General features: G+C 51.8%; 17 protein-coding genes. 8 read left to right on the top strand and 9 right to left on the bottom strand.

The genetic code is table 11. The annotated features are described in order from the left end of the window. Positions 1–2: 2 nt before the first annotated feature. The 6 genes from J4613_RS05955 to yeiP all read right to left on the bottom strand — a co-directional run bounded on the left by J4613_RS05955 (position 3) and on the right by yeiP (position 7,302). Complete coding sequence (locus J4613_RS05955) at positions 3–1,808, bottom strand: extracellular solute-binding protein (RefSeq protein ID WP_000561742.1); 1,806 nt, start codon at positions 1,806–1,808, stop codon at positions 3–5. 106 nt (positions 1,809–1,914) lie between these two features. Beyond that, on the bottom strand, positions 1,915–3,471 hold the full coding sequence (locus J4613_RS05950) for a cyclic di-GMP phosphodiesterase (protein ID WP_000957763.1): 1,557 nt from the start codon (positions 3,469–3,471) through the stop codon (positions 1,915–1,917). 325 nt (positions 3,472–3,796) lie between these two features. Continuing rightward, positions 3,797–4,369 carry a bifunctional murein DD-endopeptidase/murein LD-carboxypeptidase gene (gene mepS / locus J4613_RS05945; protein WP_000241015.1) on the bottom strand — a complete coding sequence of 191 codons (573 nt, stop codon included), beginning with the start codon at positions 4,367–4,369 and terminating at the stop codon, positions 3,797–3,799. Between the two features lie 413 nt (positions 4,370–4,782). Further along, positions 4,783–5,502 (bottom strand): phosphatase PAP2 family protein, encoded by a 720-nt coding sequence (locus J4613_RS05940; protein ID WP_000178096.1) that lies wholly within the window; start codon positions 5,500–5,502, stop codon positions 4,783–4,785. Between the two features lie 29 nt (positions 5,503–5,531). Next, positions 5,532–6,518, bottom strand: coding sequence for a GTP-binding protein (locus tag J4613_RS05935; protein WP_000169350.1), 987 nt, complete (start codon positions 6,516–6,518; stop codon positions 5,532–5,534). Between the two features lie 211 nt (positions 6,519–6,729). Continuing rightward, entirely contained in the window at positions 6,730–7,302 is a 573-nt protein-coding gene (yeiP, locus tag J4613_RS05930) for an elongation factor P-like protein YeiP (RefSeq protein ID WP_001136822.1), read from the bottom strand. A 323-nt stretch (positions 7,303–7,625) separates the two neighbouring features. On the opposite strand from yeiP, the gene J4613_RS05925 reads away from it, so the two are divergent. The 3 genes from J4613_RS05925 (at position 7,626) to J4613_RS05915 (ending at position 9,057) form a co-directional block, all read left to right on the top strand. Next, entirely contained in the window at positions 7,626–7,880 is a 255-nt protein-coding gene (locus J4613_RS05925; protein ID WP_001523448.1) for a YkgJ family cysteine cluster protein, read from the top strand. A 387-nt stretch (positions 7,881–8,267) separates the two neighbouring features. Continuing rightward, entirely contained in the window at positions 8,268–8,390 is a 123-nt protein-coding gene (locus J4613_RS05920) for a membrane protein (protein ID WP_001519564.1), read from the top strand. A 1-nt stretch (position 8,391) separates the two neighbouring features. Then, complete coding sequence (locus tag J4613_RS05915; protein WP_001213897.1) at positions 8,392–9,057, top strand: GNVR domain-containing protein; 666 nt, start codon at positions 8,392–8,394, stop codon at positions 9,055–9,057. Between the two features lie 63 nt (positions 9,058–9,120). Here the strand turns inward: J4613_RS05915 and setB are convergent, their stop codons facing one another. Next, complete coding sequence (gene setB / locus J4613_RS05910) at positions 9,121–10,302, bottom strand: sugar efflux transporter SetB (RefSeq protein WP_000551937.1); 1,182 nt, start codon at positions 10,300–10,302, stop codon at positions 9,121–9,123. A gap of 367 nt (positions 10,303–10,669) precedes the next feature. Here setB and fruB point away from each other — a divergent pair, with 367 nt between their 5' ends. From fruB to fruA, 3 genes are read left to right on the top strand one after another with little or no spacing between them, the layout of a single operon-like run. Then, the gene (gene fruB / locus J4613_RS05905) at positions 10,670–11,800 is read left to right on the top strand and encodes a fused PTS fructose transporter subunit IIA/HPr protein (protein WP_000487287.1); all 1,131 of its coding nucleotides are present in this window, start codon (positions 10,670–10,672) and stop codon (positions 11,798–11,800) included. Further along, entirely contained in the window at positions 11,800–12,738 is a 939-nt protein-coding gene (gene fruK, locus J4613_RS05900; RefSeq protein WP_000091249.1) for a 1-phosphofructokinase, read from the top strand. Before fruB ends, fruK begins: the two co-directional genes overlap by 1 nt. 16 nt (positions 12,739–12,754) lie before the next feature. After that, entirely contained in the window at positions 12,755–14,443 is a 1,689-nt protein-coding gene (fruA, locus tag J4613_RS05895) for a PTS fructose transporter subunit IIBC (protein WP_000854395.1), read from the top strand. Positions 14,444–14,507: 64 nt separating this feature from the next. Here the strand turns inward: fruA and nfo are convergent, their stop codons facing one another. Beyond that, the gene (gene nfo / locus J4613_RS05890; RefSeq protein WP_000873906.1) at positions 14,508–15,365 is read right to left on the bottom strand and encodes a deoxyribonuclease IV; all 858 of its coding nucleotides are present in this window, start codon (positions 15,363–15,365) and stop codon (positions 14,508–14,510) included. Positions 15,366–15,443: 78 nt separating this feature from the next. After that, on the bottom strand, positions 15,444–16,493 hold the full coding sequence (locus tag J4613_RS05885) for a YeiH family protein (protein WP_000137966.1): 1,050 nt from the start codon (positions 16,491–16,493) through the stop codon (positions 15,444–15,446). Between the two features lie 120 nt (positions 16,494–16,613). On the opposite strand from J4613_RS05885, the gene yieE reads away from it, so the two are divergent. Then, positions 16,614–17,477 carry a DNA-binding transcriptional regulator YeiE gene (gene yieE, locus J4613_RS05880; RefSeq protein ID WP_000548316.1) on the top strand — a complete coding sequence of 288 codons (864 nt, stop codon included), beginning with the start codon at positions 16,614–16,616 and terminating at the stop codon, positions 17,475–17,477. A gap of 189 nt (positions 17,478–17,666) precedes the next feature. Continuing rightward, positions 17,667–19,136 (top strand): lysine-specific permease, encoded by a 1,470-nt coding sequence (gene lysP / locus J4613_RS05875; RefSeq protein ID WP_000535000.1) that lies wholly within the window; start codon positions 17,667–17,669, stop codon positions 19,134–19,136. Positions 19,137–19,276 lie beyond the last annotated feature (140 nt).

Below are 19,276 nucleotides of genomic sequence, written 5' to 3'. Positions count from 1 at the left end.
TACTACCTCCTGGCTGCCGGTAGTTTGGCGGCTTTGTTGACATCATACCACCAGGTATCTAACCCGATGGTATATACCGGGCGAATCGCCGGATGGGAGAATTTATCCCACCAGGCGAGCCTGTCTTGCGCCATATACCACATCGGCAGCATGTAATAGTTCCAGGTCAGCACGCGATCCAGCGCCCGTCCCAGCGGCACCAGTTTCGCTTTATCACCCTGCGCTGCGATAATTTGCGCGATCAGTTTATCCACCACCGGGCTTTGTACGCCGGGAGCGTTATAACTGGAGTCAATGTATTCCGACGCCCATGAGATTTGTAGATCGGAGCTGGGCCAGGGCATCGCCCGCCATAGCCTCGGCATCATGTCATAGTCGCGGCTACGCATCCGGTTGGTGAGTTGAGAATTATCAACCTGACGGATAGTCATCGTAATGCCCAGACGCTGAAGATTATGCTGGAAGGGCAGAACCCACTGGCTATTACTGCTGGCAGGAAGGAGAAGTTCAAACGTCAGGGGCTTACCGGTGACGCTATTGACCCGTTGCTGTCCGTTGATCACCCATCCGGCCTGCGTCAACAAGGCGTCAGCTTTAAGAAGATTTTCGCGATCGTAGCCGTCGCCGTTAGAGACCGGCGGCTGATAGATCTGAGTGAAGACTTCAGGAGGAAGATCTTTTTTCATCGGCGCGAGTAATACCAGCTCATCGGCGTCAGGATAATTTCTGGCGGCGTACTCGGTATTCTGGAAGTAACTGTTGGTTCGGCTCCAGGCATTATAGAACAGCGCTTTATTCATCCACTCAAAATCGAAGGCCAGGGTGACAGCTTCACGTACCCGCCGGTCTTTAAATACCGGGCGCTGAATATTAAAGGCCAGCCAGCGTGTGTCCTGCGCCGACTCGTTTTTCTGCTCTTCTTTAATGATGTAATGATTATCGAAATTTTTACCGATGTAGCGCGTTGCCCAGTTCTTAGCGTCGTTTTCCAGCCGTAGATCAAATGCGCCCGCTTTAAACGCCTCGAAAGCGACATTATCATCAAGGTAGTAATCGTAGCGGATAGTGTCGAGGTTAAAACGTCCACGATTGACCGGCAGATTAGCCGCCCAGTAGTTTTTGACGCGTGAATAGACAATGTACTGGCCCATTTTCCACTGAGTAATCCGGTATGGCCCGCTGGCTAAGGGCGGCGTTGAAAGTGGATCGCTGAGTTTGTGATTTTTCCAGAATTTTTCGGGCATGATCGGTAGTGAAAACAGACTAAGCATGTCTTCTTTACCAGGCTTCGCCAGTTCAATTCGCACGGTTAAAGGCGCAATCGCCTTCACGGTAGTACCTTTATAGACCAGACGGAACTGCGGTACGCCTTCGGTCATAAACTTATGAAAGGTAAAGGCCACATCGCGGGCGGTAATGGGCGTGCCATCGTGAAAACGAGCGCGGGGATTAATCGAGATTTCCACCCAGGAATAGTCGGCGGCATAGCGGGCATGGTCGGCAATCAGCGGGTAATAGCTTCCGGGTTCATCATCCGAGGTGGTAAAAAGCGTATCGTAAAGGGCTTCGGTACGTACGCCGGGATTGCCGCGCAGCGAATAGCGATTGAAATTATCGAACGTACCAATGGCGGAAAGCGTCATCTGACCGCCTTTCGGCGCAGCAGGATTCACATAATCAAAGTGATCAAAGTTAAAAGCATACTTAGGTTCGCCGAGTACGGCGAAAGCGTAGCTTTCTTTGATTTCCTGGGCCTGGGCGCCAGCGCTAACCAGTGCGACAAGCAGAAGCATTACGCGCGCAATCATCTGAAGGCGGTTTCCTTATCGTATTGCCCGCTGCAAACCGGCAGGCGTTTCGCTGAATAATAAGTGACGTTGCGTCTGATGTGAATCCGTTAAAACCGTAAGGGGACTACCATTCAGGCACGGAAGGCGCCGACATCCACAGCACGAAATCTTTTAGGGGTAAAGGACGGCTAATCCAGTACCCCTGCAAGTAATTAACACCGTGATCGCGTAGCCAACGGGCCTGCTCCGGCGTTTCAACGCCCTCGGCCACCGTCAGCATATTCAGGCGTCTGGAGAGCGTCAGCACGGTATCCAAAACCGGAGACGTGACGGTTTCCGTGCCGATCGCCTGGATAAAGCCGCGATCAATTTTCAGATAATCTAAAGTAAATCGCTCCAGATAAATCAGGGCGCTATGGCCTGTACCGAAATCATCTATAGCGATTTCAAACCCGGCGGAATGCAGCCATTCGAACAGTTTGGCCGCTTCATACTGCTGAAGCATATCGCGTTCAGTGATTTCCAGCACGATATGAAAATGGTGCGCGGGCAGGGCGTCCCTGAGCCGGTGCATATCCTCTTTAAAACTGTCGCTGTGCAGATGTTCCGGCGCGATGTTAATGCCAAATTTGGCACCGACGGGCATCACCTTCTGTAGCGTAGGAGCGTCGCGGGCGATCAGCTCGAACAGATGCTGCGTTAACGGTACGATAAGTTGTTGCGCTTCGGCATAGTGGATAAAGGCATCCGGCGGAATCTCGCCTGCCGTAGGGTGACGCCAGCGCAGTAAGACTTCAAGCCCGGTGACGCTCAGCGTACGAGTATCGACGACGGGCTGATAAACCACATAAAACTGCTCGTGTTTGATCGCCGTTAAAATCTCTTTGCCCGGTCGCGTCCGGAGGGCATAGATAAAGTAACAGATAAACCCTGCTACGATGCCGCTAATGCAGCCCAGCATCAACGCATACCACAAGTCATTGTAGGTCCAGCTATCGGCATAAAGCTGTATTTTAAGCGGCAGGCCGTTGATAGTTGCCTGTCGTGATGGCGTGCCCGGCAGCTCCGCGACGGTCAGCAGACGCGAAGAAAAGGTCGACAGCGCGGTATTGCCGACAATCAGCGCGATGCCGTTAAAATCGTCCTGGCGCGTGGTATAGAGTAAGTAGGGCGTCAGGTTAATATTCAGCGATGTGAATACGCCGCTGTCATTTAATAATGGGTTCCGATACCAAATCACCATTGTCGGTTTGTTGGGCATCATTGGCGTGCCGGGCAGAATCGCCATAGCAACGTCTTTGCGGATATCTATATCCGGTACCAGTTGCTGAAGCGGCATATTCATGGCGCCAGTGGCGGAAGAGCAGAACACTTTTTTATCTTTAATCAATAAGAAGGCGCGGACATTAAGGCTAAAAGCGGCTCTTGAGGTGAGTTCTGCGCCAACCTGCTGACAGGTGTTGATCGTCAACGGCTGAAGAATATCGGTGGTGGCTTTCAGGTCGGCGAAATAGCTGGCCAGGTAATGTTGTACATCAGAAAGGAGCGTATTGTATTTAACATCCCGTTTATGCCACGACAGGAAAAATTGCAGGCTACCTATAAGTAATGCTGCCGCCATCCCCGTAATGATACAGGTAAGCAGGATTTTCCGACCGGAAGAGGAGTCGCGTGTAAGCATAATTCCTGGTGTGACCTGAAAAGGCGGATGCCGGTTAAACTGGTTGATTTATAAGACTATAGCCTGGATTACCCCGGATAGTCATGCTTTTCTGTGATGCGCAGGAAAGCGTACTGTCGCAGTAGGCGTTGGGGGAAACGACCTGAATGCCTGATGGCGCTATGTTTATCAGGCCTACGTTCGTGTGTTGTAGGCTGGATAAGAGGCGACACGTCGCCATTCGGCAAAACGGGTTCAGAAGGGATAATAAGCAAAAGCACTGCCGAAGCAGTGCTTTTTATGTCGTCTCATCAGGTAAGCCAAGGGAGGTGCTGCCTGATGAAGATTAACTGCGGCTCAGAACTCGACGCGCTTCATTGTAGCGTTTTTTCCAGTACGGTTCGTTCATACTGGAGATAATGACGCCGCTACTGGTAGACGCATGGACAAACTGGTTATTGCCGATATAAATACCGACATGGCGACCAGTGGAACCGGCGCGGAACAGAACCAGATCGCCCGTACGCAGGTTATTGCGTGAAACTGCTTTGCCCATTTCCTGCTGTTCATAGGTTGAACGCGGAAGCTCTAAACCAAACTGTTCACGGAAGGTGCGCTGTACAAAGCTGGAACAGTCGACGCCTTTCTTAGTGCTGCCGCCCAGGCGGTAACGCACGCCTTTCCAGTCAGCATACTGATCCATAATCCGCGACTTAACGTCAAGGTTACGCACCATATTTTCAAATTCATCCTGAGAGGCTTGCAGTGAAGAGCTATCGCTATTGCCCACAGCATGCGTCTCAGAATGCATATTCTTTGCGGTATTGGTGGTTGTGCTACAAGCAGAAAGCAGAACCGCAACTGCAATCGCAGGAATCCCGCGCAAAATATATCTCAAAATCGGTTGAGATTTGACCATGTTGTTTGTTTTCCCTTGAAGTCCTTAACGATAAATATCGTTATAAAAATGCCAAACGTGATGAGACTAATTACCTGCACAGCTTGAGACAATTCTTTGTGCACAAATCTGTGGCGGAACGCACAAATTTATTCGCAATGAGAATAATTATCTGGCGAGGCAAAACGAGTTTGAGATTACCCGATTGTTGCTGTCATTGCGAGCGATTTCGCGTGATTTTTTATAAGAATTTATGATACGAAAAGTGAACTTTCAGCACGGGTCAAATTAAGCGCAAATCGTTTAAAAATCGTGCAACCTGTTCATTTTGCAGAGGAATAATATGACCGAAAAATGATGGGCTGGGGGAATATCATCATAAATTACCTTCAACGATGTAAAACTATCGCTGAAGGTAATGTTAATTGTATGGGTTATTTGTTTAAAATTTGTTTATTTCTGCCCGGGAGATAATTCTCAAAAAGCGCTATCGCCCGGTCGCTGAGCGGGGTCATCAGCCACCAGGGGAGGCCAATCAAAATAACCGTGAGCGAACCGACCACAATATCGGTGAACCAGTGAGCGCCAATCATAACGCGCGGAAACGCGAAAACCACAAATATAATAAGGGCGATAATCCCCGCCGTTTTGCCGAAATAACGCAGCATAAAGGCGGAAAATATCAGCAGCATCATACCGTGATCGCCTGGGAAACTGTCTTTTGACGCGTCTTTTGTCGGGATGTGCAGCAACTCACTGACGCGATAAATATGCTCAAAAGAGAGCGTTGGGCTGGCGCGCTTGACGGGGATCAGCGCCTGACCGAGTTGGTTAAGCACCACCGCTGTTAGCAGCATGACCAATCCGATTATCACAATGCGCCGCCGGCCCGACGCGTTTTCTTTTAGCCAGAAACTGAGCATCAGTCCGCCCATCGCCAGCAGCGAACAGCCGTCAAACGCCCGATTATTGGTAATAGCGACCCACCAGAGGAACGCGTGGCTTTCCACCAGTTTCTGGTTAAAGAAGTGGAATATGCCGGAATCAATGGTGAACCAGAAGCCGTGATTGACGGGAAGATACCATGACAAAAACAGCGCCAGACCGGCGGCATTAAGCAGAATTATCAAGGAATAGCGGGTTTTCATCGTCATTTCGCCATAGTTTTTAAACGGTGGCAACCTTACGCGTGCGTCGCTAAACGAAGCTTCAACAAGGCCGTCTGTAACGTATTCCAGTCGGTTTCTGTGTTTGAGATAAGTTCAACCCGGCTATCCGGCGGCGCGACACTCTGTGTTTCGATGTGCAGGTCATCGCCCTGGCGATTGATGCGTACCAGCCCCTCTTGTATGCGCATAACGCCTTTCACCCGGCCCACCGGCGCCAGACGCGCCCATTCAAGGAGGCCAATGGTGTCAAACACGGTATCGGCATCGAAAATCCAGCCGCAGGCCTGATGACCCTGTCCGCTATTGAGGCTGCGTCGCCAGCGCTGCTGGGCGGGCAGATTTAGCGCGGCGAGTCCTTTTTTACTGGCATGAGTGTGAGAATGCGCGGCGCTGGCCGGCAGTTCCGCCAGATTTTGTCGTGGTAAATCCAGAAGCTTACCGTCTATCTGTCCATGTTCGGCATGAATCAGTTGACGATCGCCGCCGTACTGTCGCCACCACTGTTGCAAGGCGGCATCGCTCTGCGCCGTGGCGCGATCGGTCTTATTGGCGATGATAATATCGGCTGAGGCGAGCTGATCGCGGAAATTTTCATTGGCGACGCTCTGTTGGTCCAGTAGCAGGCGAGGGTCAAGGATGCAGAGCGTAGCGCGTAAATCAATCCACGGCTCATAAACCGGCGCAGTTAATAAATCCAGAATCTGTTTTGGGTGCCCCAGTCCGGTTGGTTCAATCAGCAACCGGTCAGGTTTGCCCTGGCGCAGCAGCGTGTTGAGCCCCACCTGCATAGGCAATCCATTGACGCAGCACATGCAGCCGCCGGGGATCTCTTTTAGCAGTGCGCCGCTGTCGGCAAGCAGCGCGCCGTCAATACCCACTTCACCAAATTCATTAACCAGGACGGCCCACTTTTCAGCCGGATCTTTATGAGCTAATAAATGAAGGATAGAGGTGGTTTTTCCGCTACCGAGAAATCCAGTAATAAGATTGGTTTTGGTCACGTCAGCTCCAGAATATTGATACAACATAACAACTTTAATAATCCTGGCGAATAAACGTGAAAAAGAGAAGGGCTGAGTTGACGAAGTCGTGCTTCTGCCATCTTAAGAGCAGAAAATGTTAAATTTTTAACGTTTCTCTTGCCTGGTGCAGAACAGTCAATAAATAAAAGGGGCAGACTGCGCCCTGGGGCGCAGCCGAAAAATGTGAAACTTAATCCGCGCGCCCCATATAACGGCGCTCTTCGATATGAATGCGGATTTTCTCACCTGCGCTCAGGTATTCGGGAACCTGAATCACCAGACCGGTGCTTAATGTCGCGGGTTTGTTACGTGCGCTGGCGGACGCTCCTTTAATACCCGGCGCGGTTTCGACGATTTCCAGATCCACGGTCTGCGGAAGCTCTAGCGCCAGCAGTTGGCCGTCCCAGGTCAGAACCTGCATATCCGGCATTCCGCCTTCAGGCATAAACAGCAACTCTTCTTCAATCTGATCTTTGGTGAAGGTATACGGCGTATAGTCTTCTTTATCCATGAACACATATTCGTTGCCATCGACATAAGAAAAGTCAACGCCGCGACGGCTCAGGGTGACGGTATCAACGATATCGTCGCCTTTGAAACGTTCTTCCACTTTCAGACCGGTGCGGACATCGGAAAAACGCATTTTATACAGTGTGGCGGCGCCACGGGCGGTAGGTGACTGAATGTCGATATCTTTCACAATCAGCAATTTGCCGTTGTAGTTCAGTACCATACCTTTTTTGATTTCGTTCGCTCTTGGCATCGAGGAGATCCTGTTGTAGAGATTATCTAAAATATCGCGTAAAACTACTCGCGGCGGGCCGTCCAGGCAAGTGGAATTGTCACTTTTGCTGGTGCAAAAAAGGTGATACTGTTCGCCCGCTTTCCGCTCCGCGTTCAACGAGAATAGGCGATGGCATGTCGCCCGGAGGGGGGAAGTGTGCTGTGTTGTCCCTTCTGTTTCCAGCCTTGTCTTCGGAATGTCTGAGGGCAGGCCTGATCATGATGACGTCCACATTTTAAATCTGGATTTTTCTTTGGACAAATTCTGTTATCTTTCATTTGGTTATAAATAGAGGGCTGAGCATGGACTGTCGTAGCGGTTGTGGCGCTTGCTGTATTGCGCCTTCAATTTCGTCGCCGATACCCGGAATGCCGAATGGCAAGCCGATGAATACCAGATGCGTGCAGCTTTCGGAAGATAACTTGTGCCTTATCTTTGGCTCGCCTTTACGCCCAAAAGTGTGCTCTGGTTTGCAACCGACAGGGGACATGTGTTTAACGACCCGGGAAGAGGCCATTATTTATTTGCTGGAACTCGAACAGAAAACCTTACCATGAGCTAAGCCGCTTTTGATAAATGTGCAGGGGCTTACGTTATATCCCGAAATAGTCTGCAAAAGCTGCGCATCAAATTACCTCCTTTTACCATTAAATAGCGTAATACATGCTTCCCTTATTTCGTGGCTTCTGAAGCGGTAGATGTCGCCGCTCAACCCCGTTGGTGCCTGAACGTGTACCGAATAAACCGTCACATAAAACAAAAACGATCAATTTTATTTATATGATAGTTTTTATCTATTAAAAAGAGGAATTTTGATCGATTTTAATTATTTATAACGATCGATATCATGAATTTGATAGTTTATATCTATCATTGATGTATTTACCGATCGATATAACCAGTGTGAATGTGTTGTTATTTTCCTTTAAAATACTCGAATTCTTATGTGTGGGTTTTATCTTATGAAGAAATATACGTTCGCAGCCAGGGCGTTTATTTTTACGCTGGTGTTGCTTTTTGTTATTTCAGTATTCGGGTTGACTATTAGCGTTTTAAAAGGGATGTGAAATGCGGGGAGAAAATAGTGAAATTGATTTAGTCGACGTTTCCTTATTCCTTATAAGAAAATGGCTAAGTATCGTGATCGTTACCTTTATTTTTGTCGCCATTGGCTATGTTTTTGTGAGCGTGCAGCATGATACAAAGGTTGTGAGTATTACAATCAAACCTAATCTGGATACGCCTGCTACCTATGCGTTATGTGGCTATACTAATGATATTCAATGTAAAACAACGGTTATCCTTAACCAGTTTAGCCGTTTCTTGCCTGCGGAATATAAAAATAAAATAAGTTTTGACGCGAAAAATCAGCTTGTTCTTTTTAAGGCGCAGGGGAGGGAAGAAAGCGTCAATAATATTATTTCCACCCTGAAAAATAGTGTCGATAAAATGGCGGCATGGTATATCGATGATGGTGACATTAAACGTTATAGCGTGCATAAAAATATGTTACAAACGGAAACATATGCAAAGCTATCCTTGTTGTCGGAGGCGGTTAAAAATAATGCTAACATTGAAGTGATAGATGTTGCTGTCACACCAAAATATAAGATGCGGCTGGTGTTGGTTCTTTGCGGACTGATGGGCGTAATTTTCTCAATAACCGGTCTTTTATGTAGGAGGGCGCTTACAGAATATCGTTTTGAGAAAAAGACAATGAATGACCGCGCATGAACATTGCGCAGAGATAAACTCTGCGCTGAATGTGTCGAAGAGTAAAAGTATCAGGCTTGCAAGTTAAACATCTTTAATACGCGCCAGGCAGAACATGGTGGCGACAATCATGACTAACGCAAACCAGAAGACCGCATGATAATTCCAGATTTCTGCGGCGATTCCCGCCAGCGAACCGGCAATGATCCAGCCGACGCGAATGGTATTGGTATACAGCGTGGTGGCTGAACCCGCCTGGCCTGGCATGAGATCCTGAAAATAGAGCATGCCAATCCCGCCAAGAATGCCGATGTAAATCGCGTTCAGCAACTGCAAGCCGAGTAACGTTGCCGGTGCGTGCGCCAGCAACATACCCACATAAAAGCACAGTCCGGCGACAACGGCGATGCACATTAACAGGCGTTTTCCCAACCGTTTGGCGAAGTAACCTGCAATCAGCATTGTGGGAATCTCCAGCCCGGCGGCGGTGCCCATCATCACGCCTGCAAGTTTTTCCGGAAGATGCAGCTCATTGATGATAAACAGCGGCATATTAATGATATACAGGCTGTTAGTCCCCCACATTAACGTACAGATGACAAACAGCAACAGAGTATCGCGGCGATTACGACGCGGTGCTTCCAGCGTGCCGGTTGCCAGCGGCGCATCTTTGCGCATTGACGGTAAAAAGAACCACACCATGACGCCGCAGACGATAAAAGCTACCGCCGCGCTCAAATACATCACCGTAAAGCTAAAACCCATCGCCAGCGCATAGGCCAGCGGCGGCCCAATGACCCAGGCCAACGAGACCTGGGCGCGGAGGATTGAGCTGAACATCACCGCTTCACGACCTGTACGATCGGCATGTTCTCGGGCCAGCGCAAACATCTGCGGGTTGGCGGTAGAGCCGAAGCTACTGAGAAAGACGCCGATGAACAGCAAAATAAAGTAGTTGCGGTTCCAGGCAAACAGCACGCAGGCCAACATGCCCAGCACGCAACAGAAAACGATCAGTTTTTTGCGATCGCCTTTTTTATCTGAGCGACCCGCCAGAAACTGGCTCACGATAATGCCGATAACCGCGCTGCCGGTAAAAAAGAATCCCACCATGCCGGGGCGGGCGTGAACCTCATCCGTCAGAAAAATACTGAGCGTCGGCGTCTGTAACGCACCGGCAATACCGGTGAGAAAAGCGACGATCAAAAAGGCGGTAGACGTCAGGTCAAACGATTTAGGCGCAGCGGCGGCGGGACTGTTGTGCATGTTTCTATATCAGTGGTGTGAAGAGAGGCGGAGTTTACGCTGCCCGTCAGAAAATAAACAGGCGTCTGAATCAAAATCGACACGAAAAATCAAAATAGCATTCCAGTTTGTTACCAGGGCGTGCTGACGCAAGCTGAAAGAAAAAGCTGAAGCCTTTTATGCGTCAGCTATTGAGGGACTGTTGGAGAAAAAATGTGCTTCACCTCAAAAAATTGCTACAAAACCGGTAACTTTTCTTGCGTGCTGAAGCAGAAAGATCCAGACTTCTTGAAACGTTTCAGCGCGATCTGGTTTTTTTGATAACTCAGATTGGCGCTTTTTTTCTCATAGTGGCTGAATCGTTTCAATTCAGCAGGAGAGGAGACACATGTTCCAGTTATCGGTTCAGGACATTCATCCGGGCGAGCAGGCCGGAAATAAAGAAGAGGCCATTCGGCAAATCGCCGCCGCGTTAGCGCAGGCCGGGAATGTGGCGGGCGGCTATGTTGACGGTATGCTGGCGCGCGAACAGCAAACCTCGACCTTTCTTGGCAATGGTATTGCGATTCCCCATGGCACAACAGACACGCGCGATCAGGTGCTGAAAACCGGCGTCCAGGTCTTTCAATTTCCGCAGGGCGTTACCTGGGGAGAAGGCCAGGTCGCCTACGTGGCGATTGGTATTGCCGCCAGTTCGGACGAACACCTTGGCCTGCTGCGTCAGCTGACGCATGTGCTGAGCGATGACTCCGTGGCTGAACAGCTGAAATCCGCGACAACGGCGGAAGAGCTGCGCGCATTGCTGATGGGCGAGAAGCAAAGTGAACAATTAAAACTTGATAACGAGACGATGACGCTGGATGTCATCGCCAGCTCGCTGGTCACATTACAGGCGCTAAATGCGGCGCGTCTGAAAGAGGCGGGAGCGGTTGATGCGGCGTTCGTCGCAAAAACGATTAACGATAGTCCGATGAATCTGGGACAAGGCATCTGGCTGAACGACAGCGCGGAAGGCAATTTGCGCAGCGCTGTTGCGGTAAGCCGTGCGACCCAGGCGTTTGACGTAGAGGGTGAAAAAGCAGCCTTATTAGTCACTGTCGCGATGAACGACGAGCAGCCGATTGCCGTGCTAAAACGCCTCGGCGACCTGTTGCTGAACAATAAAGCCGATCGTCTGCTGAGCGCTGACGCCGCGACGCTGCTGGCGTTGCTGACCAGTGATGATGCGCTGACGGATGACGTACTGAGCGCGGAATTTGTAGTGCGTAATGAGCATGGTCTCCATGCCCGTCCGGGCACCATGCTGGTGAATACGATTAAACAATTTAACAGTGAAATTACCGTGACAAACCTTGATGGAACCGGCAAACCGGCAAACGGACGTAGTCTGATGAAAGTGGTGGCATTAGGCGTGAAGAAAGGCCATCGTCTGCGCTTTACCGCGCAGGGTGAAGATGCTGAACAGGCGCTGAAAGCGATTGGCGATGCGATCGCCGCCGGTCTCGGGGAGGGCGCATAATGAGCAGGCGTGTCGCCACCATTACCCTTAATCCGGCTTACGATCTGGTTGGGTTTTGCCCTGAAATCGAACGCGGCGAAGTGAACCTGGTGAAAACCACGGGTCTGCACGCGGCGGGCAAAGGCATTAACGTTGCCAAAGTGCTGAAAGACTTAGGCATCGACGTCACCGTCGGCGGTTTTCTCGGTAAAGATAACCAGGACGGTTTTCAGCAATTATTCAGCGAACTGGGCATCGCTAACCGCTTTCAGGTGGTTCAGGGCCGGACCCGCATCAACGTGAAGCTGACGGAAAAAGATGGCGAAGTGACCGACTTCAACTTTTCCGGCTTTGACGTGACCCCCGCAGACTGGGAACGCTTTGTTAACGACTCCCTGAGCTGGCTGGGCCAGTTCGATATGGTCTGCGTCAGCGGTAGCTTACCGGCTGGCGTGAGTCCGGAAGCGTTCACCGACTGGATGACGCGTCTGCGCAGCCAGTGTCCATGCATTATCTTTGATAGTAGCCGTGAAGCGTTAGTCGCCGGTCTTAAAGCTGCGCCGTGGCTGGTGAAACCGAATCGCCGCGAACTGGAAATTTGGGCGGGTCGTAAGCTCCCGGAAATGAAAGATGTGATTGATGCGGCGCACGCGTTACGCGAACAGGGTATCGCCCATGTGGTGATTTCGCTGGGGGCGGAAGGCGCGCTGTGGGTTAACGCCTCAGGAGAATGGATCGCTAAACCACCGGCAGTTGACGTGGTAAGTACCGTCGGCGCAGGCGATTCCATGGTTGGCGGATTGATTTACGGCCTGCTGATGCGCGAGTCCAGCGAACATACGCTGCGTCTGGCGACGGCGGTTGCCGCGCTGGCGGTCAGCCAGAGCAATGTGGGTATTACCGATCGTCCTCAGTTGGCCGCAATGATGGCGCGTGTCGACTTACAACCGTTTAACTGACAGCAGGAGAGGCATAATGAAAACGCTGCTGATAATTGACGCTAATCTCGGCCAGGCTCGCGCTTACATGGCGAAAACCCTGCTTGGAGCGGCGGCGCATAAAGCAAATCTGGAAATTATCGACAATCCGAATGATGCTGAGCTGGCGATCGTGCTGGGCGAATCTCTGCCGAACGACAATGCTCTGAACGGCAAAAAGGTTTGGCTGGGGGATATTGGTCGCGCCGTCGCGCATCCGGAACTGTTTCTGAGTGAAGCCAAAAGCCATGCGACCCTTTACAGCGCCCCTGCTGCGGCTGCTCCTGCGGCGAGCGGCGGTCCGAAACGCGTGGTCGCGGTAACGGCCTGCCCGACCGGCGTCGCCCATACTTTTATGGCGGCTGAAGCCATTGAAACAGAAGCGAAAAAACGCGGCTGGTGGGTAAAAGTCGAAACGCGCGGCTCCGTGGGGGCCGGCAATGCCATCACCCCGGAAGAGGTGGCGGAAGCGGATTTAGTGATTGTGGCGGCGGATATCGAAGTGGATCTGGCGAAGTTTGCCGGTCTCCCGATGTACCGCACGTCGACCGGCCTGGCGCTGAAAAAGACGGCGCAGGAGCTGGATAAAGCCGTAGCGGAAGCGACGCCGTATCAACCGGCGGGTAAGGCATCGCAAGCGGCGACCGAAGGGAAGAAAGAGAGCGCTGGCGCATACCGGCATCTGTTGACGGGCGTTTCTTACATGCTGCCTATGGTGGTTGCCGGGGGACTGTGTATTGCGCTTTCCTTCGCCTTTGGTATTGAAGCCTTTAAGGTGCCGGACACGCTGGCGGCGGCGCTGATGCAGATTGGCGGCGGTTCGGCGTTTGCGCTGATGGTGCCGGTACTGGCGGGTTATATCGCTTTCTCCATCGCGGATCGCCCCGGCCTTACGCCAGGTCTGATTGGCGGTATGCTGGCGGTTAGCACCGGTTCCGGTTTTATCGGCGGGATCATTGCCGGCTTCCTTGCCGGGTATATGGCGAAGCTTATCAGTACCAAATTGAAACTTCCGCAAAGTATGGAAGCGCTGAAGCCAATCCTGATCATCCCGTTAATTTCCAGTCTGGTGGTGGGGCTGGCAATGATTTACCTGATCGGTAAACCGGTTGCCGGGATTCTGGAAGGGCTCACTCACTGGCTGCAAACCATGGGAACCGCAAACGCAGTGCTGTTGGGCGCGATTCTCGGCGGGATGATGTGTACCGACATGGGCGGCCCGGTGAACAAAGCGGCGTATGCGTTTGGCGTTGGTCTGCTGAGTACGCAAACTTACGCGCCGATGGCGGCGATCATGGCCGCAGGTATGGTACCGCCGTTAGCGCTGGGTCTGGCGACGATGGTGGCGCGTCGTAAGTTCGACAAAGCGCAGCAGGAAGGTGGTAAAGCGGCGTTGGTGCTGGGGCTGTGCTTTATCACTGAAGGCGCTATTCCGTTTGCGGCGCGCGACCCGATGCGTGTACTGCCGTGCTGTATCGTTGGCGGCGCGTTGACCGGGGCTATTTCTATGGCGGTAGGCGCAAAATTGATGGCGCCGCATGGCGGTCTGTTTGTTCTGCTTATCCCAGGCGCAATTACGCCGGTATTGGGATACCTGCTGGCAATTGTGGCCGGTACGCTGGTGGCAGGGCTGGCTTATGCCGTCCTGAAACGTCCGGAGACGGAAGTCGCGGCAAAAGCGGCGTAAGAGAAACACGCTAAAAAAGGCAGAGCGCGCTCTGCCTTTTTTATTGCCTGAAGAACATTGAGCGTCAGGCCACCGCTTCGGCAATTTGCTGGGCTTTTAACCACGCAATCTCTTCCGCCCAGATATCAGGATTGATGGTCTCCAGTATCAGCGGAATACCGTCAAAACGCGCATCCTGCATAATCCAACGAAACGCATCGTGGCCGATATTGCCTTCACCCAGGCTGTGATGGCGGTCAACGCGGCTACCGAAGGCGCTTTTGGCGTCGTTCAGGTGCATTCCGCGCAAATACTGAAATCCGACAATTTTCCCGAATTCGGCGAATGTTTTTTCGCACGCCTCTGGCGTACGCAGATCGTATCCGGCGGCAAAGGCATGGCAGGTATCGATACAGACGCCAACGCGCGACTTATCTTCCACGCCGTCGATGATGGCGGCTAACTGTTCAAACTCAAACCCCAGATTACTGCCCTGACCGGCTGTATTTTCGATAACCGCCGTAACGCCCTCGGTCTGCGCGAGGGCGATATTGATGGATTCCGCGATCCGCGCCAGGCAATCCTCCTGTGCAATCTGCATCAGATGGCTACCGGGATGAAAATTAAGCAAGGTTAAGCCGAGTTGTTCACAGCGCTGCATTTCATCGAGAAAGGCATCGCGTGATTTTTCCAGCGCTTCACTGACCGGATGGCCCAGATTAATCAGGTAACTATCGTGGGGAAGAATTTGCGCCGCCGAGAAATGATACTTTTCACAGGCGATTTTAAAGTCATCAATGACCTGGGGAGTAAGGGGGGCGGCACGCCACTGACGCTGGTTTTTTGTGAAAAGCGCAAAGGCCGTTGCGCCAATTTCAGCCGCGCGGGCAGGGGCGTTAGCCAGACCGCCAGCAGCGCTGACGTGCGCTCCGATGTATTTCATAAAAGACTCCTGTTAAACCCGCTAACGGTTCATTACGAACGCTATGATAACGGGTTAACAGGCGTGAAACGTAATAATTTATGCGATAAGGCTATGGATTAGGACGTTAATGGCGCCACCGCCAATAATCAGCCAGGCGAATAATGCCAGCGCCATCAGCAGCGGTTTCGCCCCCGCTTTTTTCAATGCGCTAACGTGAGTGGTCAGACCCAACGCCGCCATTGCCATCGCCAGCAGCACTGTGTCCAGCGTCACCAGCATATCCACCACGGCTTTCGGCAGCAGGTGGAAAGAGTTGAAGATCGCCACTACGATGAAGAAAATAGCAAACCACGGAATGGTAATTTTGCTTTTTTCCGCGCCGGTCGCCGGTGAAAGCTGTTTAACGCGCGCCGCCAGAATGATCAGGAACGGCGCCAGCATCATGACACGCAGCATCTTAGCGATAACTGCCGCATTTTCCGCATCCGGGCTAACGGCATGACCCGCTGCGACCACTTGCGCGACTTCATGCATGGTTGAGCCGATATAGATGCCGTAAGTTTCCGGGCTGAACCAGTGCGCCAGCAGCGGATACATTGCCGGGTAAAGGAAAATAGCGATGGTGCCGAAAATAACGACAGTCGCGACGGCTACAGTAACCTTACTGGCTTCCGCTTTTACCACCGGTTCTGTCGCCAGTACCGCCGCCGCGCCGCAGATACTGCTACCGGCGCCAATCAGCCAGCTGGTGTGCCTGTCCAGACCAAAGACTTTTTGGCCTAAGAAGCAGGCCAGCATGAACGTGCTGGAAAGCGTTAATACGTCAATCACAATGCCGCTAATGCCCACGTCGGCGATTTGTGAAAAGGTAAGGCGGAAGCCGTAAAGGATAATCCCTAAACGCAGCAGATGTTGTTTTGCAAACAGCACGCCGCCGTCGCATTGTTTCCATATTTGTGGATAGACGGTATTCCCGATAACCATACCCAGCAGGATAGCCAGGGTCAGGGCGCTGAACCCCGCGCCTGCAACGGCAGGGATAGCGCCGCCCCACAGGGCGACTCCTGTAATGACGGCGCTCAGAGCGAGCCCCGGTATAAAATGCCACATTGTACGACGATGATTCTGCAAGGTGAGTTCTGTCATAACCTTCTCCTGTATATGGACAATAAGGTTACGGTGATCTGGTTTAAAAATAAAATTGATTATATATTTATAATTAATCTTTATAAGTGGTAAGTGAAACGCTATCGGTGGGATACGACTATGCATATTACGCTACGACAACTTGAAGTGTTTGCTGAAGTACTGAAAAGCGGTTCAACAACCCAGGCGTCGGTCATGCTGTCATTATCGCAGTCCGCCGTTAGCGCCGCGCTCACCGATCTGGAAGGTCAGCTCGGCGTACAGTTGTTTGATCGGGTGGGGAAACGGCTGGTGGTCAACGAACATGGGCGCTTGTTATACCCGCGCGCGCTGGCGTTGCTGGAGCAAGCGGTAGAAATTGAGCAGCTATTTCGTGAAGATAACGGCGCGATACGGGTTTATGCCAGTAGCACCATCGGCAATTACATTTTACCCGCCATGATTGCCCGCTATCGCCAGCATTATCCGGCCTTACCGCTGGAACTCAGCGTGGGAAACAGCCAGGACGTGATTAACGCGGTGCTGGATTTTCGGGTTGATATCGGCCTGATTGAAGGACCATGTCACAGTACAGAGATTATTTCTGAGCCGTGGCTGGAAGATGAGCTGGTGGTCTTTGCCGCGCCGTCCTCGCCGCTGACGCAGGGGCCGGTGACGCTGGAACAGCTTGCGGCATCCCCATGGATTTTACGCGAGCGCGGTTCCGGTACGCGGGAAATTGTCGATTATTTGCTGTTGTCGCATTTGCCGCGCTTTCATATGGCGATGGAGTTGGGGAATTCAGAAGCGATCAAACATGCGGTGCGTCATGGACTGGGGATAAGCTGTTTATCGCGCCGGGTGATTGCTGAACAACTTCAGGCGGGAACCCTGGGCGAAGTCGCGGTGCCGTTACCGCGCCTGGTGCGCACGTTGTGGCGTGTTCATCATCGGCAGAAACATCTTTCTAACGCGTTGCAGCGTTTTTTGAGTTACTGTGAATAAAGGTGAAGAGGAGGGCTGCCCGGGCGGCATCGCCATTTTTAGTATCCGCTTACGTATACGTTATTCTCTGCTTTACTTATAATCCGTGGCCGGTCATGAAGGTCTCTTATAACCGCGCATTTGTGTCGGAAGGATAGTATTTCGTCTGTTACAATCGCGCCTCATTTTTTGGATGGATAGCATTTTCACATGGGTTCCAAAACTAAAACCACAGAAGCGCCCGCGCTACGTCGCGAATTAAAGGCGCGTCACCTGACGATGATTGCCATTGGCGGCTCCATCGGGACAGGTCTTTTCGTTGCATCTGGTGCGACAATTTCTCAGGCGGGGCCAGGCGGCGCGCTGTTTTCTTATATTCTGATTGGTTTGATGGTCTACTTCCTGATGACCAGTCTTGGCGAGCTGGCGGCCTATATGCCGGTATCTGGCTCGTTTGCGACATATGGTCAGAACTATGTGGAAGAAGGCTTTGGTTTCGCGCTGGGCTGGAACTACTGGTACAACTGGGCGGTGACTATCGCTGTTGACCTGGTTGCCGCGCAATTGGTGATGGGCTGGTGGTTCCCGGACACGCCGGGCTGGATCTGGAGCGCGCTATTCCTCTGCGTCATTTTCTTGCTGAACTACATTTCCGTGCGCGGTTTTGGCGAAGCGGAGTACTGGTTCTCGTTAATTAAAGTCGCGACCGTTATTATCTTCATCATCGTTGGCGTAGCGATGATTATCGGTATCTTTAAAGGTGTCGAGCCGGTCGGCTGGAGCAACTGGACGACGGGCGATGCGCCTTTCGCTGGCGGTTTTGCGGCAATGATTGGCGTCGCGATGATAGTGGGCTTCTCTTTCCAGGGAACTGAGCTGATTGGTATTGCCGCTGGGGAATCTGAAAACCCGGAGAAGAATATTCCGCGCGCGGTGCGTCAGGTGTTCTGGCGTATTCTGCTGTTTTATGTTTTCGCGATTTTGATTATCAGCCTGATCATTCCTTATACCGATCCAAACCTGCTGCGTAACGACGTCAAAGACATTAGCGTCAGTCCGTTTACCTTAGTGTTCCAGCATGCGGGCTTGTTGTCTGCGGCGGCGATAATGAATGCGGTTATCCTGACGGCGGTACTGTCTGCGGGTAACTCCGGGATGTATGCCTCGACCCGTATGCTCTACACCCTGGCCTGTGACGGTAAGGCCCCGCGTATTTTTGCGAAATTGTCCCGCGGCGGCGTACCGCGCAATGCGCTTTATGCCACCACCGTGATTGCCGGTCTTTGCTTTTTGACCTCAATGTTCGGCAACCAGACGGTCTATCTGTGGCTGTTGAACACCTCCGGTATGACGGGCTTCATCGCCTGGCTGGGGATTGCCATTAGCCATTATCGCTTCCGTCGCGGTTACGTGTTACAAGGGTATGATGTGAATGATTTGCCGTACCGTTCCGGGTTCTTCCCGCTGGGGCCGATTTTCGCCTTTGTACTGTGCCTGATTATTACGTTGGGGCAGAACTATGAAGCGTTCCTGAAAGATACCATCGACTGGGGCGGCGTCGCGGCGACCTATATCGGTATTCCGCTGTTCCTGCTTATCTGGTTCGGCTACAAGCTGATAAAAGGTACGCATTTCGTGCGCTATAGCGAAATGCACTTCCCGGAACGCGTTAAAAAGTAACGTAGTATTCTCGTCATAGGCCGGATAAGGCTTTATGCCGCCATCCGGTACGGACTGCCTGAACCTGACCCTTCTAACCCTCTCATTCGAGAGGGTTTTTTGTTTTTTCTTCATGATTGGTTCAAATGACATAATTATTA

The sequence above is a fragment of the Salmonella sp. 32020114201800008SM genome (assembly GCF_017572025.1).
GTDB classification, from domain to species: Bacteria; Pseudomonadota; Gammaproteobacteria; order Enterobacterales; family Enterobacteriaceae; genus Salmonella; species Salmonella enterica.
The sequence above is the reverse complement of the archived record's forward strand: the minus strand, read 5'-3'. Positions and strand labels throughout refer to the sequence as shown.

What these genes read in the sequence shown, in the direction of transcription:
- nfo (WP_000873906.1), bottom strand. Translation starts at nt 15,365, where the DNA reads ATGAAATACATCGGAGCGCACGTCAGCGCTGCTGGCGGTCTGGCTAAC.
- mepS (WP_000241015.1), bottom strand. Translation starts at nt 4,369, where the DNA reads ATGGTCAAATCTCAACCGATTTTGAGATATATTTTGCGCGGGATTCCT.
- J4613_RS05955 (WP_000561742.1), bottom strand. Translation starts at nt 1,808, where the DNA reads ATGATTGCGCGCGTAATGCTTCTGCTTGTCGCACTGGTTAGCGCTGGC.
- J4613_RS05950 (WP_000957763.1), bottom strand. Translation starts at nt 3,471, where the DNA reads ATGCTTACACGCGACTCCTCTTCCGGTCGGAAAATCCTGCTTACCTGT.
- J4613_RS05885 (WP_000137966.1), bottom strand. Translation starts at nt 16,493, where the DNA reads ATGACAGAACTCACCTTGCAGAATCATCGTCGTACAATGTGGCATTTT.
- J4613_RS05920 (WP_001519564.1), top strand. Translation starts at nt 8,268, where the DNA reads ATGTGTGGGTTTTATCTTATGAAGAAATATACGTTCGCAGCCAGGGCG.
- fruB (WP_000487287.1), top strand. Translation starts at nt 10,670, where the DNA reads ATGTTCCAGTTATCGGTTCAGGACATTCATCCGGGCGAGCAGGCCGGA.
- J4613_RS05925 (WP_001523448.1), top strand. Translation starts at nt 7,626, where the DNA reads ATGGACTGTCGTAGCGGTTGTGGCGCTTGCTGTATTGCGCCTTCAATT.
- fruK (WP_000091249.1), top strand. Translation starts at nt 11,800, where the DNA reads ATGAGCAGGCGTGTCGCCACCATTACCCTTAATCCGGCTTACGATCTG.
- J4613_RS05940 (WP_000178096.1), bottom strand. Translation starts at nt 5,502, where the DNA reads ATGACGATGAAAACCCGCTATTCCTTGATAATTCTGCTTAATGCCGCC.
- J4613_RS05915 (WP_001213897.1), top strand. Translation starts at nt 8,392, where the DNA reads ATGCGGGGAGAAAATAGTGAAATTGATTTAGTCGACGTTTCCTTATTC.
- yieE (WP_000548316.1), top strand. Translation starts at nt 16,614, where the DNA reads ATGCATATTACGCTACGACAACTTGAAGTGTTTGCTGAAGTACTGAAA.
- lysP (WP_000535000.1), top strand. Translation starts at nt 17,667, where the DNA reads ATGGGTTCCAAAACTAAAACCACAGAAGCGCCCGCGCTACGTCGCGAA.
- setB (WP_000551937.1), bottom strand. Translation starts at nt 10,302, where the DNA reads ATGCACAACAGTCCCGCCGCCGCTGCGCCTAAATCGTTTGACCTGACG.
- yeiP (WP_001136822.1), bottom strand. Translation starts at nt 7,302, where the DNA reads ATGCCAAGAGCGAACGAAATCAAAAAAGGTATGGTACTGAACTACAAC.
- fruA (WP_000854395.1), top strand. Translation starts at nt 12,755, where the DNA reads ATGAAAACGCTGCTGATAATTGACGCTAATCTCGGCCAGGCTCGCGCT.